The following is a 25134-nucleotide window of genomic DNA, read 5'->3' on the forward strand; positions in this document are numbered from 1 at the left end:
GGCGTCGGGCATGACCTCGCGTGCCCGTCGACCGGAACCCCACATTCTCGCTGGGTAACCGGAGCTTTTTGCTGTTCGTCCGAAAAAAACCCAGCCCGCCGGCTGGGTTTTTTCGTTTACGCGTTCTGAAAGCTGCAACTGCAATCTTTTCGTTCCACCTTTGCTTCCTGCTTTTCCCTTCCACCGCGCCGGACCCGGCGCTGCCACGCAAGGAAAGATGATGTCCCCCAAGCACTTCCTGAACACCCAGGACTGGAGCCGCAGCGAACTCGACGCGCTGCTGACCCAGGCCGCGCTGTTCAAGCGCAACAAGCTCGGCGACCAGCTCAAGGGCAAGTCGATCGCGCTGGTGTTCTTCAACCCGTCCATGCGCACCCGCACCAGCTTCGAACTGGGCGCGTTCCAGCTCGGCGCCCACGCGGTGGTGCTGCAGCCGGGCAAGGATGCGTGGCCGATCGAGTTCAACCTCGGCACGGTGATGGATGGCGATACCGAAGAGCACATCGCGGAAGTGGCCAAGGTGCTGGGCCGCTACTGCGACATCATCGCCGTGCGCGCGTTCCCCAAGTTCATCGACTGGGCCTACGACCGCCAGGACATCGTCCTCAACAGCTTCGCCAGGTACTCGCCGGTGCCGGTCATCAACATGGAGACCATCACCCATCCGTGCCAGGAACTGGCGCATGTGATGGCCCTGCAGGAGCACTTCGGCACCCAGGACCTGCGTGGCAAGAAGTACGTGCTGACCTGGACCTACCACCCCAAGCCGCTGAACACCGCCGTGGCCAATTCGGCGCTGACCATCGCCACCCGCATGGGCATGGACGTGACCCTGCTGTGCCCGACCGCCGACTACATCCTCGACGACCGCTACATGGGCTGGGCCGAGCAGAATGTGGCCGAGAGCGGCGGTTCGCTGAAGATCAGCCATGACATCGACAGCGCCTACGCCGGCGCCGACGTGGTCTACGCCAAGAGCTGGGGCGCGCTGCCGTTCTTCGGCAACTGGGAGCCGGAAAAGCCGATTCGCGACCAGTTCAAGCACTTCATCGTCGACGAACGCAAGATGGCGCTGACCAACAACGGCGTGTTCAGCCACTGCCTGCCGCTGCGCCGCAACGTGAAGGCCACCGACGGCGTGATGGATTCGCCGCAGTGCATCGCCATCAACGAAGCCGAGAACCGCCTGCACGTGCAGAAGGCGATCATGGCCGCGGTTGCCGGGCGCTGATTTTTTTCCGATTCAATCATTTCCGCCGGGCACGGCCCGGCGCTACCAGGACATACCCTCCCCATGAGCAACAAAGACGTCGTTCTCGCTTTCTCCGGCGGCCTGGATACCAGCTTCTGCGTGCCGTACCTGCAGGAGCGTGGCTACAACGTGCACACCGTGTTCGCCGACACCGGCGGCGTGGATGATGAAGAGCGCGATTTCATCGAGAAGCGTGCCGCCGAGCTGGGCGTCACCAGCCACGTCACCGTCAATGGTGGCCCGGCCATCTGGGAAGGCTTCGTCAAGCCGTTCGTGTGGGCTGGCGAGGGCTACCAGGGCCAGTACCCGCTGCTGGTGTCGGACCGTTACCTGATCGTCGATGCCGCGCTGAAGCGTGCCGCCGAACTGGGCACCAACATCATCGCCCACGGCTGCACCGGCATGGGCAACGACCAGGTCCGTTTCGACCTGGCGGTGAAGGCGCTGGGTGACTACCAGATCATCGCGCCGATCCGCGAGATCCAGAAGGAGCACACCCAGACCCGCGCCTACGAGCAGAAGTACCTGGAAGAGCGCGGTTTCGGCGTGCGCGCCAAGCAGCAGGCCTACACCATCAACGAAAACCTGCTGGGCGTGACCATGTCCGGTGGCGAGATCGACCGCTGGGAAGCCCCGGGCGAGGGTGCGCGTGGCTGGTGCTCGCCGCGCAGCGAGTGGCCGGAACAGGCCCTGACCGTCACCCTGAAGTTCGTCGAAGGCGAAGCCGTTGAACTGAACGGCAAGGCGCTGCCGGGCGACCAGATCCTGGCCCAGCTCAACAAGCTGTTCGCCCCGTATGGCGTTGGTCGTGGCGTGTACACCGGCGACACCGTGATCGGCCTGAAGGGCCGCATCGTGTTCGAGGCCCCGGGCCTGGTTTCGCTGCTGGCCGCGCATCGCGCACTGGAAGATGCGGTGCTGACCAAGCAGCAGAACCGCTTCAAGCCGGACGTGGCGCGCAAGTGGGTGGAGCTGGTGTACGAAGGCTTCTACCACGATCCGCTGAAGACCGACATCGAAGCGTTCCTGAAGTCCTCGCAGGCCAAGGTCAACGGCGAAGTGGTGCTGGAAACCCGTGGTGGCCGCGTCGACGCGGTGGCGGTGAAGTCGCCGCACCTGCTCAACACCAAGGGTGCCACCTACGCGCAGTCGGCCGACTGGGGCGTGGAGGAGGCCGAAGGGTTCATCAAGCTGTTCGGCATGAGCTCGACCTTGTACGCGCAGGTCAACCGCGGTTGACCCACCTGCGCCGCTCGCGCGCCCCCTTGAACACCAAGGGGGCTCTCCAGCAGGCGCATTCCGGTAGCGCCGGGCCATGCCCGGCGGAATTCCACAGGATTGTTGATTCATGCTTGAACAGACGCTCGATCACCTGCAGGCCCTGGTGTCCTTCGACACCCGCAACCCGCCGCGTGCGATCACCACCGGTGGCATCTTCGATTACCTGCGCGCGAACCTGCCCGGCTTCAACGTCGAGGTGATCGACCACGGCGCCGGTGCAGTCAGCCTGTATGCCGTGCGCGGTACGCCGAAGTACCTGTTCAACGTGCACCTGGATACCGTGCCGGATTCGCCGCACTGGAGTGCCGACCCGCATGTGATGCGGCGCCTGGATGACCGCGTGGTCGGCCTGGGCGTGTGTGACATCAAGGGCGCGGCGGCCGCACTGGTGGCCGCGGCCAATGCCAGCGATGGTGATGCCGCGTTCCTGTTCTCCAGCGACGAGGAAGCCAACGATCCGCGCTGCGTCGCCGCGTTCCTGGCCCGTGGCCTGCCGTACGAAGCGGTGCTGGTGGCCGAACCGACCATGAGCGAGGCGGTGCTGGCGCACCGTGGCATCAGCTCGGTGCTGATGCAGTTCGCCGGCCGCGCCGGGCACGCCTCGGGCAAGCAGGATGCCGCTGCCAGCGCGTTGCACCAGGCGATGCGCTGGGGCAACCGCGCGCTGGATCATGTCGAGTCGCTGGCCTCGGCCCGCTTTGGTGGGCTGACCGGCCTGCGCTTCAACATCGGCCGCGTCGAAGGTGGCATCAAGGCCAACATGATCGCGCCCGCCGCCGAAGTGCGCTTCGGTTTCCGGCCGCTGCCGTCGATGAACATCGACGCGTTGCTGGCCACCTTCGCCGGTTTCGCCGAGCCGGAAGCGGCGGTATTCACCGAAACCTTCCGTGGCCCCAGCCTGCCGGCCGGCGACATCGCCGAAGCCGAGAACCGCCGCCTGCTGGCGCGCGACGTGGCCGATGCGCTGGACCTGCCGATCGGCAACGCGGTGGACTTCTGGACCGAAGCCTCGCTGTTCTCGGCTGGTGGCTACACCACGCTGGTGTTCGGCCCGGGTGACATCGCCCAAGCCCACACCGCTGATGAGTTCGTGACGCTGGACCAGCTGCAGCGCTACACCGACGCCGTGCACCGCATCATCGCCGCCGGCGCCTGATTCTTTCCTTTCCGACGAAACCGAAATGTCTCCTGCCCTCCAGCCCCACCGCCAGACCCGCCAGACCATCGTGCGCCTGCTTTCCAGCATGGCCAGCGCGAAGGAGATCAGCCAGTACCTCAAGCGCTTTTCGCAGCTGGATGCCAAGCGCTTCGCCGTGGTCAAGGTCGGCGGCGCAGTGCTGCGCGATGACCTCGACGCACTGACCTCCTCGCTGTCGTTCCTGCAGGAAGTCGGGCTGACCCCGATCGTGCTGCACGGCGCCGGCCCGCAGCTGGATGCCGAGCTGTCGGCGGCCGGCATCGAGAAGCAGACCGTGAACGGCCTGCGCGTGACCTCGCCGGAAGCGCTGGCGATCGTGCGCCGGGTGTTCCAGCAGTCCAACCTGCGCCTGGTCGAGGCGCTGCAGCAGAACGGCGCGCGCGCCACTTCGATCACCGGTGGCGTGTTCGAGGCCGAGTACCTGGACGTGGATACCTACGGCCTGGTCGGCGAAGTGAAGAAGGTCAACCTGGCGCCGATCGAGGCCAGCCTGCGTGCCGGCTCGATCCCGGTCATCACCAGCCTGGGTGAGACCGCCGGCGGCCAGATCCTCAACGTCAACGCCGACTTTGCGGCCAACGAGCTGGTGCAGGAACTGCAGCCGTACAAGATCATCTTCCTGACCGGCACCGGTGGCCTGTTGGATGAGCAGGGCAACGTGATCGATTCGATCAACCTGTCCACCGAGTACGACCACCTGATCGCGCAGCCGTGGATCCACGGCGGCATGAAGGTGAAGATCGAGCAGATCAAGGACCTGCTCGAACGTCTGCCGCTGGAATCGTCGGTGTCGATCACCCGCCCGGCCGACCTGGCCAAGGAACTGTTCACCCACAAGGGCTCGGGCACGCTGGTGCGCAAGGGCGAGAAGGTGCTGCGCGCCACCGTCTGGAACGAACTGGACCTGCCGCGCCTGAAGGGCCTGATTGAATCCAGCTTTGGCCGCACCCTGGTGCCGGACTACTTCGAGAAGACCAGACTGCTGCGCGCCTATGTCAGCGAGAACTACCGCACCGCGGTGATCCTCACCGATGAGGCCGAAGGCGTGTACCTGGACAAGTTCGCCGTGCTCGACGACGCGCAGGGTGAAGGCCTCGGTCGTGCGGTCTGGAACGTGATGCTGGAGGAAACCCCGCAGCTGTTCTGGCGCTCGCGGCATGGCAACCCGATCAACCATTTCTACTACGCCGAATCCGATGGCTGCTACAAGCAGGATCAATGGAAGGTGTTCTGGTTCGGTGCCGATGGCATTGATCGCATCCGCACCTATGTCGACCACTGCGCCAAGCGCACGCCAAGCCTGCAGGGCTGAGCGATGAGCAACCCCGACGCCTGGAATTCGGTACCCACCCTGCGCGGCCAGCACGTGATGCTGCAGCCGCTGCAGATGGAACACGTGCCCGGCCTGCGTGCTGCGCTGGACGGCAGCGGCCTGGACCAGCTCTGGTATACCCAGGTGCCGTCGCCGGAGCGGGCCGAGGCCTATGTGCAGGCCGCGCTGCAGGCGCAGGCCGAGGGCAAGGTGCTTCCGTTCGTGATCTGCGATGCCGCCGGTGAGATCATCGGCAGCACGCGCTTCTACGACATGGATGCGAGCGTGCCGAAACTCAGCCTCGGCTACACCTGGTACACGCCGCGCGTGCAGCGCACCGGGGCCAATACCGAAGCCAAGCTGTTGCTGCTGCAGCACGCCTTCGAAACGATGGGCTGCATCAGCGTGGTGCTGGAAACCAGCTGGTTCAACACCACTTCGCGCGCCGCCATTGCCCGCCTCGGCGCCAAGCAGGATGGCGTGCTGCGCAACCACAAGCGGCATGCCGACGGCACGCCGCGCGACACCGTCATCTTCTCCATCATCGATGCGGAATGGCAGGGCGTGAAGCGCCACCTGCAGTACCGCCTGGACAGTCACGCATGAACGATTCGACTTTCACCCTGGGCATCGTCGGTGCCCGCGGCCATACCGGCGCCGAGCTGATCAAGCTGGTTGCCGCCCATCCGCGCCTGGAACTGGCCTTCGTGTCCTCGCGCGAACGCGCCGGGCAGCGCCTGTCCGATCACCATCCGGAATTCCAGGGTGAACTGCAGTACGAGAACCTGGACGCCGACGCGGTGGCCGCCAAGGGCGTGGATGCGGTGATCCTGGCCCTGCCCAATGGCCTGGCCGCGCCGTTCGTGGCCGCGCTTGAGGCAGCGAAACCGGACACCGTCATCGTCGACCTGTCGGCCGACTACCGCTTCGACAACAGCTGGTACTACGGCCTGCCGGAGCTGACCCGCGGCCGCTACAACGGCCGGAAGCACATCAGCAATCCGGGCTGCTATGCCACTGCGATGCAGCTGGCGGTGCATCCGCTGCTGGACCTGCTGGCCGGTCCGCCGCAGTGCTTCGGTGTCTCCGGCTACTCCGGTGCCGGTACCACGCCGTCGGACAAGAACAACGTCGACCTGCTGGCCGACAACCTGATGCCCTACGCGCTGACCAACCACGTGCACGAGCGCGAAGTGTCGGTGCAGCTGGGCGTGGCCGTCGAGTTCATGCCGCACGTCGCCCCGCATTTCCGTGGCATCACGCTTACCGCCAACCTGTGGCTGAACCAGGTGCAGACCCGCGAGCAGATCGTCGAGCGCTTCCAGCAGGCCTATGCCGGTGAACCGCTGATCGAGGTGGTGGACGAAGCGCCCTGGGTCAGCCGCATTGCCGGCCGCCATGGTGCCCAGGTCGGTGGCTTCACCCTGGCCCCGGGCGGCAAGCGCGTGGTCGTGGTGGCGACGCTGGACAACCTGCTGAAGGGCGCGGCCACCCAGGCCATGCAGAACCTCAACCTTGCGCTGGGCATCGACGAACTGACGTCGATCCCGCACTGAACCCGCCTTCCGGAGCCCCCATGGCAGACCTTCTTTGGCAGAAGCCCGGCGTCGCCGTCGACGCCCAGATCCAGACCTTCCTCGCCGGCGACGACGTGATCCTCGATCGCGAGTTCTTCCTGCATGACATCGCCGCCAGCGCCGCGCATGCGCAGGGCCTGCAGCACATCGGCATCCTCAGTACCGACGAGCTGGCTGGCCTGCTGCGCGAACTGGAGATCCTGGCGCAGGACTTCCGCGAAGGCCGCTTCGTGCTGGATACCCAGTATGAGGATGGTCACTCGGCCATCGAAGCGCGCCTGACTGAACGCCTCGGTGATGCCGGCCGCAAGATCCACACCGGCCGCAGCCGCAACGACCAGATCCTGGTGGCCACCCGCCTGTGGCTGAAGGAAAAGCTGCAGCGCGTTGCCCAGCTCAGCGCCGAAGTGGCAAAGGTCGCGCTGGACCGTGCCCAGGCCGAGAAGGACCTGCCGATTCCCGGTTATACCCACATCCAGCGTGCCGTGGTGTCCTCGGCCGGCATGTGGTGGGCGGGCTGGGCCGAGGCCTTCATCGACAATGCCATCCGTGCCCGCGACACCCATGCGCTGGTCGACGCCAATCCGCTCGGCACGGCTGCCGGCTACGGCGTGAACCTGCCGCTGGACCGCGAGCACACCACCGCCGTGCTCGGTTTCGCACGCATGCAGATCTCGCCGATCTACGCGCAGCTGTCGCGCGGCAAGTTCGAGCTGGCCGCGCTGGAAGCGCTCGGTGGCGCCACGCTGGACCTGCGCCGCATCGCCTGGGACCTGTCGCTGTTCACCAGCGCCGAGTTCGGCTTCGTCGCGCTGCCGGCGCAGTACACCACCGGCAGCTCGATCATGCCCAACAAGCGCAACCCGGATGTGATCGAACTGATGCGCGCCACCCATGCCAGCGTCGCCGCCGCACGCACCGAGATCGAGCAGCTGCTGTCGCTGCCGTCGGGCTACCACCGCGACCTGCAGTCGTCCAAGGGCGCCATCTTCCACGGCTTCGGCCGCGGCCTGGCCGCGCTGGAACTGCTGCCGGCGTTGCTGGCCAACCTGGAATGGCGTGACGACAAGCTGCGCGCAGCGATTGATTCAGGCATGTATGCCACCGACGTCGCCGTGGAAGCGGCCGTGGCCGGCGTGCCTTTCCGCGAGGCCTACAAGGCCGCCGCGGCCGGTGCCGACAGTGCAGGGCAGGGGCGCACGCCGGAAGGCAGCCTGCACGCGCGCGTGTCGCCGGGCTCGGCGTCCGCCTTGCGCCTGGATGAACTGCGTGCGCGCTGGCAGGCGCTGGTCTGATGGCGGCCACCGTCTATCTGGTGCTGGCGATGCGCCGGCCCGATTTCAACGCCGCCGCGGTGCAGCCGCACCGTGACTTCCTCGAGGCGTTGCAGGCACAGGGCAAGCTGCAGCTGACCGGTGGCTTCGCCGATGGCAGCGGTGGCGCCTACGTGCTGTGCAATGTCGAGAGCCTGGCGCAGGCGCAGGCCATCGTCGCCACCGATCCGCTGGTGACGATGCAGGCCTCCGACCTGACCGTGCACGAATGGAACACCCGCTGAGGCCCTGACCGATGACCCTGCATGCCAGCCACGTCGCTTCGCCGTTCCCGGAACAGGCGCTGCCGCCGTGGCGGCGTGCGGTGCTGAAAGTCGGCAGCAGCCTGTTGGCGGCCGACGGCGGTGGCCTGTCGCCACGCCATGCGCTGGGCCTGGCGCAGTTCGTCTCGGCCAACGTATTGGCCGGGCGCGAGCTGGTGATCGTGTCGTCCGGCGCGGTGGCTGCCGGGCGCGCGATCCTGCCGCGCGCCGATGAGCCGGGCGCAGCGATGGCGGCGCGGCAGGCCTTGGCGGCGCTTGGCCAGGCCCAGCTGATCGGGCTCTGGCAGCGCTTCTTCGAGCGCCCGGTGGCGCAGGTGCTGCTGACCCATGACGACCTGCGCAACCGCCGCCGTTACCTCAACGCCCGCGCCACCCTCAACGAACTGCTGCGGCTGGGCGCGTTGCCGGTGGTCAACGAGAACGACACCGTGTCGGTGGACGAACTCAAGCTTGGCGACAACGATAATCTGGCGGCGACGGTGGCGGCGCTGGTCGATGCCGATGCGCTGTTCATCGCCACCGACATCGATGGTCTGTACAGCGCCGACCCACGCACCGTGGCCGATGTACGGCCGCTGCACGACGTTGCGGAGCTGAATGATGAAGTGCTGGCGATGGCGGGGGGCGCAGGATCACGTGCCGGTACCGGTGGCATGCGCACCAAGCTGGAAGCGGCGGCCAAGGCGGGCCGCCTCGGCATCGAGACCTACCTGTTCAACGGCCGCAGTGGCGATGTGGTGCGCGCGTTGGCGCAGGACCGCCTGTTCGGTACCCGCATCCACGCCGCACGCAGTCGCGAGGCCGCACGCAAGCATTGGCTGCGGCACGCACCGCTGGCCGAAGGCGCGATCCTGATCGATGCCGGTGCGGCACAGGCGATGCGCGAGAAGGGGGCTTCGCTGCTGCCCGGCGGCATCACTGGTGCGGACGGCACGTTCCGTCGTGGCGACATGGTGCAGGTGTGCTGGAACGCGCCGCAGGGGCGCGTGTGCATCGCCCGTGGGGTCAGCCAGTATGCGGCTGATGACGTGCGCCGCATCGCTGGCCGCCATTCGCGCGACATCCAGGCCGTGCTCGGCTACAACTACGGCGGCAGCGTCGTCCATCGTGACGACCTGGTACTGCCATGACCGCATTGAAGGACATTCCGATGACCGACATCGAAGTGCAGGCGCGGGCCTGCCGTGACGCGGCCCAGGTGGTTGCGGGGCTCGACAGCGATGCCCGGCGCGCGCTGCTGCTGGCGATGGCCCAGGCGTTGGAAGTGAACGCCGGGCTGATCCTGGCCGGCAACGCGCGCGACCTTGCCGCTGCACGTGGGAAAGGCGTGGGCAGCGCCATGCTTGATCGGCTGGCACTGGATCCGCCGCGCCTGTTCGCGATGGCCGAGGCCGTGCGCGAAGTGGCAGGATTGCCAGATCCGGTCGGCCAGGTCACCCGCGATGACGTGCGCCCGAACGGGATCCGCGTGCAGAAGGTGCGCGTGCCGCTGGGCGTGATCGCGATGATCTACGAGGCGCGCCCGAACGTGACCGCCGAAGCCGCCGCGCTGTGCCTGAAGGCTGGCAATGGCGTGATCCTGCGTGGTGGCTCCGAAGCGATCCATTCCAACACCGCCATCGCCCAGGCGCTGGCGGGGGCGCTCAAGGCCAACGGCGTGCCACCGGCCGCGGTGACCGTGCTGACCGACCTGCGCCGCGAAGCGATGCTGGAACTGCTGCAGCTGCACGAGCTGATCGACCTGGCGATTCCGCGCGGTGGCGAAGGCCTGATCCGTTTCGTCGCCGAACATGCGCGGGTGCCGGTGATCAAGCACTACAAGGGTGTCTGCCACCTGTTCGTGGACGCCAGCGCCGACCTTGGCAAGGCCATCGACCTGCTGGTGGATGGCAAGTGCAGCCGTCCGGCCGCCTGCAATTCACTGGAGACCCTGCTGGTGCATCGTGATGTGGCCGAAGCCTTCCTGCCGCGCGTGGCGCAGGCACTGGGTGAGCGCGGCGTGGAGCTGCGTGCCGACGCGGCTGCGCAGCCGTTGCTGCCGGGTAGCACCGCAGCCACCGATGCGGATTACGCCGCCGAGTTCCTGGATCTGGTGCTGGCCGTGCGGGTGGTGGATGACCTCGATGCGGCCATTGCGCACATCCGCCGCTATACCTCCGACCATACCGAAGTGATTGCGACCGAAGACGCCGGCCACGCCGAACGCTTCGTCAACGCGCTGCGTTCGGCGGTGGTGATGGTGAATGCCTCATCGCGCTTTTCCGATGGCGGCCAGCTCGGCCTGGGCAGCGAGATCGGTATCTCCACCACACGGCTGCATGCCTACGGCCCGATGGGATTGGAAGCACTCACCGTCGAACGGTTCGTCGTGCGCGGTGAAGGGCAGACGCGCACGTAGATCCACGCCGTGCGTGGATGCTCTTCGCGGTAGACCCCGGTGCCGACCAAGGTCGGCATCTACCAAAGCAAGTGCCGACCAGGGTCGGCACCCACCGGGTTGTCGGGTTACACCACCTCGCGGCGGATGCCGATCGGCCGCGCGTGATCGTCCATGTGCAGCGTGGCGGCCTTGCAGCCGAGCAGGCGCTCGGCCAGCCCGGTGCTGGCCCCCAGGTCGGCGGCCACTTCGTTGAGGCTGGCCAGCGGCCGCGGCAGGCGCCGGTCGTGGCCGCGGAAGCGCGCGCGGTTGTACTCGGCCCAGCCGATCAGCAGCACGCTGGCACACAGCAGCATCAGCGGCAGCGCGACCAGCACATAGGGGTCGAACTGGTTCTTGCGCTCGTACAGCTGCTGCCAGGCCATCTGCCCGCCGATCAGCCACGAGAGCAGGGTCACCAACGGTGCCCACAGGTAGAAGTAGAACCCCCAGAACGCCAGGGTGACGAAGCCCCAGGCGGTGCGCTGGAAGCGCGGTTGATGATGTGGCTTGCGGATCATCCGCGAGTCGAAGCGGTTGGACGGGTGGTGGGCGTTCATCGGATTCCCCGGTCAGGGCTGGTCCAGGTAGCGCGCTTGCTGCGACGGCGCAGCAGGGTCTTGGGAAGCGCCACCAGGGTGGTGGAAAGGCTGATCAGCCAGTACGCCATCGGGTACCAGATGACCCAGAAGTAGTTGCGTCCAATCTGTGTTTCGTAACGGCGGTCGATGATCAGGCTGCTGGCGAACTGCAGCAGGCAGACCAGGGCCAGGATCACGCCATGCCATTGCGGCAGCAGGCTGGCGATATACAGCTGCGGCGGCATGTCGATGAGCTTGCCCAGCACCCACAACACCACGATGAACAGCATGGTGTAGGCCCAGATCACGCTCAGCACATACTCCAGCAGCACGCCCCACATGCGCCGCTCCTTCCAGTGCAACAGTGAACGCGCATGCCGCAGCATCACTTCCACGCCGCCCTGCGCCCAGCGCAGTCGTTGCCGCCACAGGCCCTTCAGCGTTTCCGGCATCAGGATGAAGCACAGCGCGTTGGGCTCGTAGCGGATGTCCCAGTGCGCGCGCTGCAGGCGCCAGCTGATGTCGATGTCTTCGGTCACCATGTCGTCCGACCACCAGCCGACCTGGTGCAGTGCGGTGCGACGGAAGCCGGCGATGACCCCGGAGATCGTGAAGATGCGCCCGTAAACACGTTGCGCGCGCTTGATCATGCCGATGATCGAGGAGAACTCGGCCACCTGCAGGCGCCCGAGCAGGGTTGAGCGGTTGCGGATGCGTGGGTTGCCGGTGACCGCGCCGACCCGGTTGCCACTGACCAGATGCCAAACCATCCAGTGGAGGGCGTGCTCCTCCAGCATGGCATCGCCATCGATGCACACCAGGTACTCCGAGCGTGCCGCCAGCGCCGCCATGCGCAGCGCATTGGCCTTGCCGAGGTTGCGGTCCAGGTGCAGCACGCGCAGCCGTGGATGTTTCGCCGCCAGCACGTCGAGCCGGGCGCCGGTGTCGTCACTGCTGCCATCGTCGATGGCGATCACCTCGTAGTCGGCCGGATAGCGCTGCGCCAGCGCGGCCCCCAGGGTGTCGTCCAGGTTCTCGGACTCGTTGTGGCAGGGAATCAGCAGGCTTGCGAACGGTGGGTCGACCATCAACGGAGGATCATTGCGCGGGCGCGAATGGCGTTCACGCCGGAAGTAGTAATACAGCCCGCCCGACATCCAGAAGAACGCCATCACCATCGGGTAGTAGAAGGCGAACTGGAACAGGACCTGCAGCAGCGGATGCATGTCCATGTCACTTCTCCGGGCACGGGAAGTTGCCGGCGGACATGGCCGCGCGGGCATCATGGGTGGAGGGCTGGTCGGCGATGAAATCATCCGGATACCAGGCGAAGTGATGCACCCCCTGGGCCTGCAGCCGGCGGATCTGCGCGCGCAGGCGTTCGGCGGGAATCGGCTGGCCGGTGCGCCAATCCACGGTCTGCAGTTCGAACAGGGTGTGCTGCAGCTGGGGATCATGCGCGCGCACCGCGGCCAGCAGCTGGTCCAGCCAGCGCTCGGGGTGCTTGCTGCCTTCCATCCACGGCATCGCCATCAGCGCGGTCTGGTCGTAGGCCTTGTTGAACAGGTCCAGCCGCTGTGCGAACCACGCCTCGCTCTGCGGGCGCAGCACCGGCTCGGCATACAGGTTGCGTACCGTCGCCAGCTTTGGTCGCCAGCGCTGTGCACTGTCGCGGAGGGCCAGGGTGAAGTCGATCAGTGCCTGGGTGCGTGCGCTGCCATCACCGCCGGCCGCCAGCGCCGGCAGTTCCGTGTCGCGCAGGTAACCATCATCATGGAAGAGCAGGCCTTCGAAGTACGAGTTGACGGCCAGATCCTCGTAGATGTCGAGCATGATCTGGCGTGCCTTCGGGTTGGTGAAGTCCAGCCGGTACATGCCGTCGGTATCGCCGTTGTGGATCGCCAATGCCTTCCGCTGCACCGGATCGGGCAGCTCGAACCCGAGCACCGGCAGCCAGGCGTATACCTTCACTCCCGCGCGCGACTTCAGTTGCCAGGCGACCCGGCTGAACAGGTCCGCGCGCATCGGCATGTGCCGGTTGGGGAAGTACAGCGCGTCGGCGGTGTTGTTGCCGTCGGGGTCGGCGAAAGCCTGCAGGTAGACGTGGGTGGGCGATATGCGCTTGACTCGCTCGATCAGCGCATCGAGGTTGCGCGCCTGCTGTGCCGGGTCCGGGTCATACACATCATCCAGGTCGACCTGCAGCGCACGGATGCCATCGAGTGCAACATCGCGGCGCAGCTCGAAGGCCAGCCCCTCCACGGTCGGGTTGTCGCTCACCAGGAAACGCGCCAGCCCGTGCAGGTCGCTGGCCACCGGTGTGCTGCGGCCTTCCAGATCGAAGGATATCGGCATGCCCAGCTGCTCGGCGATGTCGTTGCTCAGCTGGTTGTAGGCGGCATAGGGCCAGACGATGGCGCGCGGGCGTATGCCCAGGTGCTGCTGGATGCGCTGCACGCTACGGCCGAGGTCGGCGCGCAGGCGCTGCTCGTACTGCGCCTCGCTTTCGTAGCTGTGCGTGGTCGGGCTGTAGATGCGGGTGACCACCGCTGGCGTCGAATTGCCCTGCGGATTGGCAAGCACGCCATGATGCAGGTCGTCGGTATGGCTGGCCACTTCGATCAGGCCGCTGTCGTGCATCTGCTTCAGCTGCGCCCAGGTAACGAAGTCATCGTGGCCGAACGGCCGGTAGCCATAGTCGATCGTGCGCCCGGGCGCCATGTCCACGTAATCGGTGATCACCGCCACCAGCGCCGGGTAGCGGTAGGCCTGCAGCAGCGGGAACGCCTTGTCGTAGACGCTGCGCAGGCCGTCGTCGAAGGTCAGCAGCACGGGCCTTGGTGGCAGCGTGGCGCGCCCCTGTGAGGCGTCGATCACCTGCGACAACGACACCGGGTGATAGCCGTGCGCACCCAGCCAGTCCAGGTGCGCGGCGAAGTTCTGCGTGCTCACCGCGTAGGTATCGGCGTCGCCCTTGGCCGCGACCTGGTCGCGGATGTCGTGGTAGCTGAGGATCAGCAGGCCGTTGTCAATGGCATCGAGATGCAGGGCCTGCTGGGCGAACGCCGGCGGCGAGGCGGACAGCAGCAGGAGCACGATCAGTCGCAGGATGCGGGCCATGTCATTCTCCCCAGCGCAGTGCGGCTTCGAAGCCGATATGACGCTCGCGGTGGCCGTCGTAGACCGGCCGCGACCAGCGCACGCCGTACTCGAACACGCGGCCCTGGCCCAGCTGCCATTCGTGCATGTAGGACACCGAAGGGACCAGCGCACTGCCGAAGCCATCCTGCCAGTAGTCACCCAGTGAAACCGTCAGCCGGTGCCGGAAATGGCGCTCGTAGTGCCGCCACAACTGCTGGTCGATGCGCATTCCGATCTCGACCATGCGGTCGCGCTTCGGGTTGAAGTAGGGGGCGTCGTCGCGGCTGCCGCGGCTGGTGTAGGCACTGGCGAGACCATCGATCAGCCAGCGCGGGCGGGTCAGCAGGCGCTGTTCAACGCTGGTGCTGAACAGTTCGCGGTGGTTGCCGTCGTCGTAGCGGAAGCGGCTGGCGCCGAACATCCAGTGGGTCAGCTCGCTGCGCCGGTAGTCCACCTGCGCGCTCACGCTGTCGGCGGTGATGCCGGCCACGCGCGCCTGCATCGAGGCGTCCGGATCGTTGCGTACAGCCACCAGCCCGGCGTGCCAGTAATCGTTGAACTGCCAGCCGACACCAAGACGCAGGCCGGTATCGCCGATGTGATCGTTGGCGCGAAACACCGCTGCTTCTGCATCCAGTCGTCCGAAACGGTAGCGCACGCCGGCACCCAGCCACAGCGGATCAATGCGCTGGTCCTGGAAATCGACCGTGCGGCGGTCGGCGAAGGCAAACAGCCGCCAGCGGTCATCCAGCAACGGCGTTTCCACCTCAAGACCGTAATGGCGGTCGTTGTTGCCCAGTGGCGAGGTGCCACCGCCGCCCGAGCTGCGGCCGATATCCGTCCATGCCTTCACGTGCCAGCCGCGATGCGCGCGCCAGGCCTGGTCCATGCGTTCGACTGCCGGTTGGGTGGGATAGCGCGCGACCAGATCGTCGTGCAGCGGCCGTGCCAGGTCGTCGCGTTGCAGGGCAACGTACGCCTCTTCCATGCCGAGCCGTGGCTCGATGTCGCGTGGGTCCAGCGCATGCGCCATCTGCTGCCGCTGCAGCGCCATGCGTGGCCATCCGCGCATCATGTACACGCTGCCCAGCGCACTCTGCAGGCCGCCGTTGCCAGGTGCGATGTCGACCATCGATTCCAGGTCGTGCTGTGCGGTGCGCAGGTCGCCGCTGTAGGCGCGCACCATTGCCAGGTTCAGGTCGGCCTCGTAGCGCGACCAGTTCGCGTACGGTGACTTGCCGTTGCTCCAGCGCCATGGCGGCTCCTTGTCGCGCCAGGCCTGCAGCAGGTCGATGGCCTTTTCCTGTTGCTCGCTTTCCAGGTAGGCATAGGCCAGTTCCGAATGCGAGGCGTCACGCGTCGGATCGGCGGCTACTGCGGCCTGCAGTACCGGGATGGCTTCCTCCGGGTGCAGGGTGCCCATCAACGAATCACCCACGGCGGGCAGCACGTAGTCGGGCAACGTGTGGCCTTCGGCCTGCAGTGCCCGCGCTTCCTCGCGCACCTGCGCGTGGCGCCCCAGGCGGTTGAGCAGGATCAGCCGGTCCAGGCGGATGCGCAGTGGCGCCTGCGCGGGTGGGGTGCCCTCTGCGCCGACGTAGCGCTGCATGCGCGCCAGGGTTGATTCGGCCTCTTCCAGCCGGCTGTCTTCGCTGCTGCTGTAGGCCAGGCTCCAGACCACCAGCTTGGCCAGGTAGTCGCCTTCGATGCGTTGCTTCTGTGCAGCGTCGAACAGCTGCGGGCGCTGCTGGAGCAGCTCCCAGGCGCGCCAGGCATTGCCGATGTCGCCCAGGGTCAGTACGCGCAGCTTGAACAGCAGATCGTCGTTGGGCTGCTGCTGGCTGGCGCGCTCGATCGCACCGAGGGCATCCAGCCAGCGGGCCTGGTCGCGGTAGCGGCCGATCTCGGCCAGGGCCGTCTCGCGGTCGGGCGGCGCAGCGCTGCTGGCCCAGGCCAGGGCAGTGCAGGCGAGGCCGACGCAAAGCGCCAGCCGACGGTGGACAACCATTGGGGACCCCCTTGGCTTCCGAACCAGACAACCTGAAAAATGTGACGCACATCACATGCCAGATTTTGGGATGGCCGTGGCCTGCGTCACTCCCCTCGCGAACTCCCATCCAGCAGGGATGGGCGGAACCAGGACAGCGACCTGCAATGTCTTGTCTGAAACGAGAGTCCCCCGCACACCGAGTGGTGGCCTGGGCGGCGCTGCCGCCCCCATGCCCGATGCCGGCACGCGGCAAGGAAGGGCATTCGTGGGCACTATCCGCCCGGAATTGTCAGCCCGGCGTCAAAATGCGCAAACGGGCTGACGAGCGGTAGGCGGGACCGTCTGGTGGCCCCGGCCGGTTACCAGAGATCTTCCAGTTTGCGCGGCTTGCAGGCCACCCAGGAGGCGCACAGCATCAGGGTGGCGCAGCCGAACAGGAAGCTGAACGGGAGCGTCCAGCCGTTGCTGACCGTATGCAGCCAGCCGACCAGGAACGGCCCCAGGCAGCTGAAGCTGTAGCCCACGCCCTGCATGAAGCCGGACAGCGCCGCCGAGCCGGTGGGGGTGCGCGTGCGCAGGTTGATCAGGGTCAGCGCCAGCGGGAAGGTTGACGGACCGACGCCGAGCAGGCAGGCCCACAGCAGCGGGGCCTTCATCGGTGCCAGCAGCAGGCCGGTGAAGGCGATCACGAACGAGAAGAAGCCGATCAGCACCAGCGGGAACGGGTTCTGCATGCGAACCGCCATCGATGGGATGACCAGTGAAGGCAGCAGGCCCAGCGCCGAGAACACCGCGACCATCACGCCACCGAAGGCGGGCGTGCCACCGGCCTCGACCACGATGCGCGGCAGCCAGGTGAACATCGAATAGGTCATCAGCGAGGTCATGCCGAACATCAGCGTCATGCTCCAGCCCAGCGACGTGCGCCAGACCTTGCCGTGCGGCTGTGCGGTGGGATCGGTGGCGTCGGCCTGCGGCTTCGGTGCGCGCCTGGCCAGCACCAGCCACGGCAGTGCCGCGGCCAGCGCGAGCAGCGCCCACATGCCCAGCGAGACGCGCCAGCCAGCGGCGTTGGCCACTGGCACCGCCAGCAGCGCCGGCAGCATCGTGCCCAGCTGCAGCACGCTGATGTAGAGCGTGCTCATGGTGCCGACCTTGTTGGCGAAGTAGCGCTTGACCAGCGGCGGTACCACCACGTTGCCGATGCCCATGCCGGCCAGCGCCAGCACCGACCCCAGCAGCAGCGTGCCGACGTTGCCGGCGCTGGAGCGCAGCAGCAGGCCGGCCATCGCCATCACCATCGCCAGCAGCGTGGTGCGTTCCAGCCCCAGGCGCCGCGCCAGTGCCGGCGTGGCCACGCCGAACAGCGCGAACGAGGCGGTCGGCAGCATGCCCAGTACGCCGGTCATGGTGGTACCGAAGCCGAACTGCTGGCCGAGCACGTCCAGCAGCGGCGTGATCGAGGTAACCGCGGTGCGCAGGTTGATCGCTGCCAGCAGAATGGCGGCGAAAGCCAGCACGCGCCCGTGCAGCAGCGATGGCGAATCGGAAGTGGAGGAACTCATCGGTGGTCCTTGCAGGTGTCGCACGCCAGGGCAATGGCATGCAGCGCCGGCATCGGTCTACGCCGAAGCGGCAGGTGGGGGAGTGGCGGCTGCAGGTGGGGCCGGCAGCGCGGCCATTGTACGTGCGCGCTCCGGCAAGGTCCCGTCATGCGGGCGGCTTGGCACTGGGTACAAAAAAACCCGGAGGACAGTGATGTCTTCCAGGCTTCTTGGTGACCACCGAAGTGGTCGGGGAGACAGGATTCGAACCTGCGACCTCTACGTCCCGAACGTAGCGCTCTACCAGACTGAGCTACACCCCGAAGGGAGCCGCCTATTCTAGCGATTCACCCCGATGGCGGCAAGGGGTAAATGCTGTTTTCTTCACACTGCCGAAGCAGTGCCACTTCAGGGAACAAAAAAGCCTGGACGACTTCACCAGGCTTCAATGCGACCACGTGAGTGGTCGGGGAGACAGGATTCGAACCTGCGACCTCTACGTCCCGAACGTAGCGCTCTACCAGACTGAGCTACACCCCGAAGGAGCCGCCTAAGATACCGTGTGAAGGCCAGGGCGGCAAGGTTTTTTTACAGCTCAGCGACGATTTTCCTTCTCGATGCGGTTCTGCTCGCGGGCTTCGAACCACATGCCGTTGAGGATGGCCACCGTCGAGGCGAGGCCGGCACCGAGAATCCAGGCGAAATACCACATGGTCGATCTCCTTTGTTCAAGGGATGTGCCGGCCGTGGGCCGGCACACCGTCAATCAGTAAGCGTTCGGGTTGTTGCCCATCTCTTCGGTGGTGGTCTTGCCCTTCAGTACGCGGTACACCCAGGTGGTGTAGGCGAGGATGATCGGCAGGAACACCGCCGTGGCCAGCAGCATGATCCACAGGGTCAGGTGGCTGGACGAGGCGTCCCACACGGTCAGGCTGGAGGTGGGCTGGCTCGAGGACGGCAGCAGGAACGGGAAGATGGCGAAGCCGACGGTCAGGATGATGCCGGCGATGGCCGCACCGGAGGCGATGAAGGCCAGGCCGCCGCGACGGGCACGCAGCAGTACCGCACTGGCCAGCAGGCCGGCCAGGCCGAGCAGCGGGGCCAGGATCGTGGCTGGCATCGCGCTGTAGTTGCGCATCCAGCCACCGGCGGCGCCGAGTTCGGCGGTCTTCAGCAGCGGATTGGTTGCACCATCGGTGACCACCTGCGAGGTGATCTGGTAGCCCGGCAGGCCGAAGGCCACCCAGGCACCGCCCACGGCGAACAGCACGAAGGCGATGATCGCGGCGATGCTGCCGAAACGGGCTGCACGTTCGGCCACCGGGCCGTCGGTCTTCAGGACCAGCATGGCGGCACCGTGGGCGACCAGCATCGACACGCTGAGCAGGCCTGCCAGCAGTGCGAAGGGCATCAGCAGACCGAAGAACGAGCCGGTGTAGAAGATGCGCATGCTGTCATCGAAGTGGAACGGCACGCCCAGCACCACGTTGCCCACCGCCACGCCCATGATCAGCGCCGGGATGAAGCCACCGATGAACAGCGCGCAGTCCCAGGTGTTGCGCCAGCGTTCGCTGGGCATCTTGCTGCGGAACTTGAAACCGACCGGACGCAGGATCAGCGCGAACAGGATCACGAACATCGCCAGGTAGAACCCGGAGAAACTGACCGCATAGAGCGGCGGCCAGGCGGCGAAGATCGCGCCGCCGCCCAGGATCAGCCACACCTGGTTGCCTTCCCACACCGGGCCGATGGTGTTGATCACCAGCCGGCGCTCGGCGTCGTTGCGGGCGACGAAGGGCAGCAGGGTGCCCACGCCCAGGTCGAAACCATCCATCACGGCGAAACCGATCAGCAGGATGCCGAGCAGCAGCCACCAGATCACGCGCAGCGTGGTGTAGTCCAGAAGAATGAAATCCATCTTGGTTCTCCTGCCTCAGGCCTGGCCGGCGGCCGGCGCCGAGGCATTGTGGGAAGCATGCGGCTGGGGCGACTGCAGTGACGGCAGCACCTCGTCCGGACCCTTGCGGATCGCCTTGAGCATCAGCTTGATCTCGACCACGATCAGCGCGGTGTAGATGGCAGTGAAGCCGGCCAGGGTCAGCACGATTTCATGCAGGGCCAGCCCCGATGCTGCATAGAAGGTCGGCAGCACGCCATCGACCGCCCACGGCTGGCGACCATACTCGGCCACGAACCAGCCGCACTCGATCGCGATCCACGGTGCCGGCAGCGTCCACAGGGCCAGCGTGAGGAACCAGCGCTTGTCCTGGAAATTGTTGCGGCAGGAGTAGTAGAAGGCCAGGGCGAAGAAAGCGATGAGGTAGAAGCCGAGGCCGGCCATCACGCGGAAGGTCCAGAACAACGGCATCACGCGCGGCACCGTGTCCATCGCCGCCTGCGAGATTTCCTGCGGGGTGGCGTTGAGGATGTCATCGCGATAGCGCTTGAGCAGCAGGCCGTGGCCCAGGTCCTGCCAGTGACGGTCGAACATCTCGCGCGCTTCAACGTCGTTCTTGTTGGCGCGCAGGCGTTCCAACGCACCGTAGGCCAGCTGGCCGCCACGCACGCGGTGTTCGGCGCGCTCGACCAGTTCCAGGATGCCGGGAATCGGCTGGTTCAACGAGCGGGTGGCGATCAGGCCCATCAGGTAGGGGATCTTCACCGCGTAGTCGTTCTGGTGGGTCTCCTGGTTGGGGATGCCGAAGGCGGTGAAGTCGGCCGGCGCACGCTCGGTCTCCCACATCGCTTCGATCGCGGCCAGCTTCATCTTCTGGTGTTCGCTGGCGGCGTAACCGCTCTCGTCACCCAGCACGACCACCGACAGCGATGACAGCAGGCCGAACGCCGCGGCCACCGCAAACGAACGACGGGCCAGGTCCTTGTGCTTGTTGCGCAGCAGGAACAGCGCGCTGATCGCCATCACGAACACCGCACCGGTCACGTAGCCGGCGCTGACGGTGTGCACGAACTTGGCCTGCGCCACCGGGTTGAACACCACCGCCATGAAGTCGACCACTTCCATGCGCATGGTTTCCGGGTTGAACACCGCACCGGTCGGGTTCTGCATCCAGCCATTGGCCACCAGGATCCAGATTGCCGACAGGTTGGTGCCCAGCGCCATCAGCCAGGTCACCATCAGGTGCTTGACCTTGGTGAGGCGGTTCCAGCCGAAGAAGAACAGGCCGACGAAGGTGGCTTCCAGGAAGAACGCCATCAGGCCTTCGATCGCCAGCGGCGCACCGAAGATGTCACCCACGTAGTGGCTGTAGTAGGACCAGTTCATGCCGAACTGGAATTCCATGACGATGCCGGTGGCAACGCCCATGGCGAAGTTGATGCCGAACAGGACGCCCCAGAACAGGGTCATCCTGCGCCAGATCTCCTTGCCGGTCATCACGTACACGCTCTCCATGATGGCCACCATGAAGGACAGGCCGAGGGTGAGCGGTACGAATAGGAAGTGGTACATCGCGGTCAGCGCGAATTGCAGCCGCGACAGTTCTACGACTGTCTGATCAATCATGGCCTGGCTACCTCGTTGGATAGTGCCGTTGCAGGTGGCGGGAAGGGTGGTCTACGACGTGAATGATGTGACCGACTACTTCAAACAGCCTTGATCCAGATCAATGTATGAACAGGTGCCCCGGTTGATCGTATGCCAACCTGATGAAGACTGCGACCGCCGGCCGCAGGGGCGGGCTGTTGCCTGCGCCTACAATGCCGTGTCTCCCCCGTTGCCCGTGAAGACCTCTTGAGCGCTGCCGAAACGACCCCTGACGGCCTGTACCCGGAAGCTGAAACCGCCCGCCAGCGGCGTGTGCGCACGGCCTGGCTGGCCGACCTGTCACGCTCCGCCCGGGGTCGCCAGCGCCTGGCCGCGCTGTGCATCAGCCTGTCCGGCGCACTGTTGATCGGCCAGGCTGCCGCCATTGCCTGGCTGGTGCAGCAGGTGCTGGTCGAGCGCGCGCCATTGGCATCGGGCCTGCCGGTGCTGGGGGGGCTGGCGCTGGTCCTGGTGCTGCGCACGCTGCTCGGCAGCGCCACCCAGGCTGCTGCCGGTGATGTGGCCGATGCCGCGCGCCTGGCCCTGCGTGAGCGCGTGTTCGCCCGCCTGCTGGGCCACGGTCCGCTGTGGCTGCGGCAACGCCGCACCGGTGAGCTGGGCGAACTGATGCTGCATCACGGCGATGCGATCGAGAACTATTACAGTGGCTTCCTGCCGGTGCGCACCGAAGTGGTGGTGGTGCCACTGCTGATCCTGGCCGCGGTGGCCTGGGTTGATTGGGTGGTGGCGCTGATCCTGCTGTTCACCGCGCCACTGGTGCCGTTCTTCATGATGCTGGTGGGCTGGGGTGCCGAAGCTGCCGGTCGTGCCCAGCTGGGCGAACTGGCGCGGATGAGCGGCCACTTTGCTGATCGCATCAAGGGCCTGGGCCTGCTGCGCCTGTATGGCCGTGGCGAGGCCGAGCTGGAAGGTATCGAGGCCGCCGCCGAAGGGGTGCGCGTGCGTACCCTGAAGGTGCTGCGCATCGCCTTCCTGTCGTCCACGGTGCTGGAATTCTTCGCCTCGGTCAGCGTGGCGATGGTCGCGTTGTACCTGGGCCTGAGCTACCTGGGCATGATGTCGCTGCACTCGACGGTGCCGACGCTGGGCGCGGGCCTGTTCTGCCTGCTGCTGGCGCCGGAATTCTACGCGCCGCTGCGGCGCCTGGCCGCGCACTACCACGATCGTGCCAATGCACTGGCCGCTGCTGCCGAGGTGGAACGCCTGCTGCAGTCACTGCCCGAGGAGCATGGCCTGATCGAGAACGAGATCGCACTGCTGGCGGTGGAGCCGGCCGAAGCTGCATTGCCGCCGTTGCAGGCACAGGGACTGGTGCTTCGCCCGTTGGGCGCGCCGCACGATGTGCTGCACGATCTGGATGTGCTGCTGGAGCCGGGCCAGCGGCTGGCCCTGGTCGGTCCCAGCGGGTCCGGCAAGAGCACGCTGCTGGAAGCGCTGGCCGGTTGGCTGCCGCCGCGCGCCGGCAAACTGCAGCTGCGTCCTGGCGTGCAGGTGGCCTATGCCAGCCAGCGCCCGTACCTGTTCCACGGCAGCATTGCCGATAACCTGCGCCTGGCCGATCCGGGTGCCAGCGATGCGCGCCTGCGTGCGGTGGCCGAGGCCGCGCAGGTGCTTCAGTTCGCACAGCGCCTGCCACAGGGACTGGAGACGGTGATCGGCGAACGTGGCTTCGGCCTGTCCGGCGGCGAAGCCCGTCGTATCGGCCTGGCCCGGTTGTTGCTGCGCGACCCGCAGGTGCTGTTGCTGGACGAACCCACCGCGTTTCTCGACGCCGATACCGAGGCCGCACTGCTGCGCAGCCTGGCGGCCTATGCACGAGGCCGCAGTGTGGTGGTCGCCACCCACAGCCCGGCGGTGATCGCCTGGGCCGACCGTTGCCTGCTGTTGCCGGAAGGTCGCCTGGTGGAACCGGCGCAGGCGGTGCGCGCATGAGCCGCTCGCCTGATTCACTGCGCGCGGTGTTCCTGCGTCATCGGCCGCGCCTGCTGCTGACGATCCTGCTGTTGTGGACCACCATGCTGGCCGGCACTGCATTGCTGGGCCTGTCCGGTGGCTTCCTCACCGCCGCCGCATTGGCTGGTGCGGCCGGCCTCGGCCAGGGCTTCAACTTCTTCTCGCCGTCCGCGGGTATCCGCGGCCTGACGATGGCACGCATCGTGTCGCGCTACTTCGAGAAGCTGGTCGGCCACGATGCCACCCTGCGCATCGCCCGCGACCTGCGCGTGTGGTTCTTCCGCCGCGCGCTGCCGCTGGCACCGGCACGGCTGGGGGCTACGCGCACCGGCGATCTGCTGGCGCGCCTGCTCGGTGACATCGGTGAAGTGGACGGCCTGCTGGTGCGTGCGATCGGGCCACTGGTGGCGTTGGGCGCGCTGTCGCTGGTGGCGGTTGGATCGGCGGCGCTGATACTGCCGTCGTCAGCGATGCTGCTGGCGGTGCTGGCGCTGCTGATCGCCTTCGGCGTGCCGTGGCTGGGTGTGCGTGGCCGCGACGATGAAGAGGCCGACCGTGCCGCGCATCGTGCTGCACTGCGCACCGCCGCCTTTGAAGGGTTGGAGGGTGCGGGCGATCTGGCCGCGCTGCATGCCGATGCGGCCTGGCAGCTGAAGGTGCGGGTGGCGGCCAAGCAGCTGGCTTCGCGCGACCGGCGTCGTCGCTGGCGCCTGATCTCGGCATCGACCCTGCATGGCCTGGTCGCTGGGCTGGGCCTGGTGGCGATGCTGGCGCTGGCGCTGCACGCGGCCGAACAGCAGCGCATCGCGCCGGAAATGGCGGCGGGCCTGGTGTTCCTTACCGTGGCACTGATCGAACTGTGGGCGGGCATGGGCCTGGCCTGGCAGTCGCTGCAGGCCGGGCGCATCGCCGCCGATCGCCTGCAGGCCATCGTCGAGCAACCGCCGACGGTGGAGGATCCGCAGGCGCCGCAGGCAGTGCCGGAGGCCGCGCGCGTGCATTGGGATGACGTGCATTTCCAGTGGCCGGGTGCGGCGCGACCGGTGTTGTCCGGCCTGCAGTTGACCCTCGCGCCGGGCGAACGAATCGCCATCCGCGGCGACAGCGGCAGTGGCAAGACCACGCTGTCCAGCCTGCTGCTGCGCTTGTGGGATCCGCAGCAGGGGCGAATCACCTATGGTGGCCGCGACCTGCGTGATTTCTGTCAGGCTGATTGGCACCAGCAACTGGCGTGGCTGCCGCAGAACGCGCCGGTGTTCGCCGGCAGCGTGGCCGAGAACCTGCGATTGGGTGATCCCGATGCCAGCGACGCCGCCTTGTGGGCGGTGCTGCGCCGCGTGCGCCTGGGCGAGTGGGCCGAGGGCAACGGCGGCCTGCAGACCTGGGTGGGCGAGAACGGCGCGACGATGTCGGCCGGCCAGGCGCGGCGCCTGGCGCTGGCGCGCGCGTTGCTGCGCGATGCGCCGATCCTGCTGCTGGACGAACCCACCGAAGGCCTGGACGTGGATACTGCACGTGCGCTGCTGCAGGATCTTTCCGGGCTGCTGGACGGGCGCAGCCTGCTGATGATCACCCACGACGACCTGCCCGAAGGCGTGGTCGATGCGCAGTACCGGCTGCGTGACGGGGCCCTGGTCCGCGAACTTTGACCGATGCACAACCATGCTTGGCGTGGATCTACTGTAGAGCAGAGCCCATGCTCGGCTTCGTGCAGAGGCAGCCGAGCA

General features: G+C 66.7%; 20 protein-coding genes and 2 tRNA genes. 12 read left to right on the forward strand and 10 right to left on the reverse strand.

Features of this window, described 5'->3' with window-relative positions:
- Positions 1-220: 220 nt before the first annotated feature.
- The 10 genes from ACZK0Z_RS07475 (at position 221) to ACZK0Z_RS07520 (ending at position 10615) form a co-directional block, all read left to right on the forward strand.
- A complete protein-coding gene (locus ACZK0Z_RS07475; RefSeq protein WP_010486637.1) occupies positions 221-1231 on the forward strand; it encodes an N-acetylornithine carbamoyltransferase in 1011 nt (336 codons plus the stop codon).
- Positions 1232-1294: 63 nt separating this feature from the next.
- The gene (locus ACZK0Z_RS07480) at positions 1295-2491 is read left to right on the forward strand and encodes an argininosuccinate synthase (protein ID WP_014037860.1); all 1197 of its coding nucleotides are present in this window, start codon (positions 1295-1297) and stop codon (positions 2489-2491) included.
- A 109-nt stretch (positions 2492-2600) separates the two neighbouring features.
- Positions 2601-3689 carry an acetylornithine deacetylase gene (locus tag ACZK0Z_RS07485; protein WP_049429617.1) on the forward strand — a complete coding sequence of 363 codons (1089 nt, stop codon included), beginning with the start codon at positions 2601-2603 and terminating at the stop codon, positions 3687-3689.
- A 25-nt stretch (positions 3690-3714) separates the two neighbouring features.
- Complete coding sequence (locus ACZK0Z_RS07490; protein WP_049429616.1) at positions 3715-5043, forward strand: acetylglutamate kinase; 1329 nt, start codon at positions 3715-3717, stop codon at positions 5041-5043.
- Between the two features lie 3 nt (positions 5044-5046).
- On the forward strand, positions 5047-5649 hold the full coding sequence (locus ACZK0Z_RS07495; protein ID WP_049429615.1) for a GNAT family N-acetyltransferase: 603 nt from the start codon (positions 5047-5049) through the stop codon (positions 5647-5649).
- On the forward strand, positions 5646-6599 hold the full coding sequence (gene argC / locus ACZK0Z_RS07500; protein WP_049429614.1) for an N-acetyl-gamma-glutamyl-phosphate reductase: 954 nt from the start codon (positions 5646-5648) through the stop codon (positions 6597-6599). The genes ACZK0Z_RS07495 and argC overlap by 4 nt, the downstream gene beginning before the upstream one ends.
- A gap of 20 nt (positions 6600-6619) precedes the next feature.
- Complete coding sequence (argH, locus tag ACZK0Z_RS07505; RefSeq protein ID WP_049429613.1) at positions 6620-7915, forward strand: argininosuccinate lyase; 1296 nt, start codon at positions 6620-6622, stop codon at positions 7913-7915.
- A complete protein-coding gene (locus ACZK0Z_RS07510) occupies positions 7915-8178 on the forward strand; it encodes a YciI family protein (RefSeq protein WP_049429612.1) in 264 nt (87 codons plus the stop codon). The genes argH and ACZK0Z_RS07510 overlap by 1 nt, the downstream gene beginning before the upstream one ends.
- Before the next feature lie 11 nt (positions 8179-8189).
- The gene (proB, locus tag ACZK0Z_RS07515; protein WP_197620324.1) at positions 8190-9347 is read left to right on the forward strand and encodes a glutamate 5-kinase; all 1158 of its coding nucleotides are present in this window, start codon (positions 8190-8192) and stop codon (positions 9345-9347) included.
- A complete protein-coding gene (locus ACZK0Z_RS07520) occupies positions 9344-10615 on the forward strand; it encodes a glutamate-5-semialdehyde dehydrogenase (RefSeq protein WP_404830712.1) in 1272 nt (423 codons plus the stop codon). Before proB ends, ACZK0Z_RS07520 begins: the two co-directional genes overlap by 4 nt.
- Positions 10616-10722: 107 nt before the next feature.
- On the opposite strand, the gene pgaD is transcribed toward ACZK0Z_RS07520, so the two are convergent.
- From pgaD to ACZK0Z_RS07570, 10 genes are all read right to left on the reverse strand, one after another.
- A complete protein-coding gene (gene pgaD / locus ACZK0Z_RS07525) occupies positions 10723-11193 on the reverse strand; it encodes a poly-beta-1,6-N-acetyl-D-glucosamine biosynthesis protein PgaD (protein ID WP_197632408.1) in 471 nt (156 codons plus the stop codon).
- A complete protein-coding gene (gene pgaC / locus ACZK0Z_RS07530) occupies positions 11190-12446 on the reverse strand; it encodes a poly-beta-1,6-N-acetyl-D-glucosamine synthase (RefSeq protein WP_049429608.1) in 1257 nt (418 codons plus the stop codon). The genes pgaD and pgaC overlap by 4 nt, the downstream gene beginning before the upstream one ends.
- A gap of 1 nt (position 12447) precedes the next feature.
- Entirely contained in the window at positions 12448-14334 is a 1887-nt protein-coding gene (pgaB, locus tag ACZK0Z_RS07535; RefSeq protein ID WP_197632409.1) for a poly-beta-1,6-N-acetyl-D-glucosamine N-deacetylase PgaB, read from the reverse strand.
- 1 nt (position 14335) lies between these two features.
- Positions 14336-16363 carry a poly-beta-1,6 N-acetyl-D-glucosamine export porin PgaA gene (gene pgaA, locus ACZK0Z_RS07540; protein ID WP_049429606.1) on the reverse strand — a complete coding sequence of 676 codons (2028 nt, stop codon included), beginning with the start codon at positions 16361-16363 and terminating at the stop codon, positions 14336-14338.
- Between the two features lie 341 nt (positions 16364-16704).
- Positions 16705-17910: a CynX/NimT family MFS transporter gene (locus ACZK0Z_RS07545; protein ID WP_049429605.1), complete on the reverse strand. Its 1206-nt coding sequence runs from the start codon at positions 17908-17910 to the stop codon at positions 16705-16707.
- A gap of 225 nt (positions 17911-18135) precedes the next feature.
- Positions 18136-18212 (reverse strand) — tRNA-Pro (locus ACZK0Z_RS07550).
- Between the two features lie 140 nt (positions 18213-18352).
- Positions 18353-18429 (reverse strand) — tRNA-Pro (locus ACZK0Z_RS07555).
- Positions 18430-18484: 55 nt separating this feature from the next.
- A complete protein-coding gene (gene cydX / locus ACZK0Z_RS07560) occupies positions 18485-18601 on the reverse strand; it encodes a cytochrome bd-I oxidase subunit CydX (protein ID WP_005410354.1) in 117 nt (38 codons plus the stop codon).
- A gap of 54 nt (positions 18602-18655) precedes the next feature.
- Complete coding sequence (gene cydB / locus ACZK0Z_RS07565) at positions 18656-19807, reverse strand: cytochrome d ubiquinol oxidase subunit II (protein ID WP_049431329.1); 1152 nt, start codon at positions 19805-19807, stop codon at positions 18656-18658.
- Between the two features lie 15 nt (positions 19808-19822).
- On the reverse strand, positions 19823-21412 hold the full coding sequence (locus ACZK0Z_RS07570; RefSeq protein WP_049431332.1) for a cytochrome ubiquinol oxidase subunit I: 1590 nt from the start codon (positions 21410-21412) through the stop codon (positions 19823-19825).
- 228 nt (positions 21413-21640) lie between these two features.
- On the opposite strand from ACZK0Z_RS07570, the gene cydD reads away from it, so the two are divergent.
- Together cydD and cydC are read left to right on the forward strand one after the other, a co-directional pair.
- A complete protein-coding gene (gene cydD / locus ACZK0Z_RS07575) occupies positions 21641-23386 on the forward strand; it encodes a thiol reductant ABC exporter subunit CydD (RefSeq protein WP_197632410.1) in 1746 nt (581 codons plus the stop codon).
- Positions 23383-25056, forward strand: coding sequence for a thiol reductant ABC exporter subunit CydC (gene cydC, locus ACZK0Z_RS07580; RefSeq protein ID WP_478449517.1), 1674 nt, complete (start codon positions 23383-23385; stop codon positions 25054-25056). The genes cydD and cydC overlap by 4 nt, the downstream gene beginning before the upstream one ends.
- Positions 25057-25134 lie beyond the last annotated feature (78 nt).

The organism is Stenotrophomonas sp. 116085_Sma (assembly GCF_056479585.1).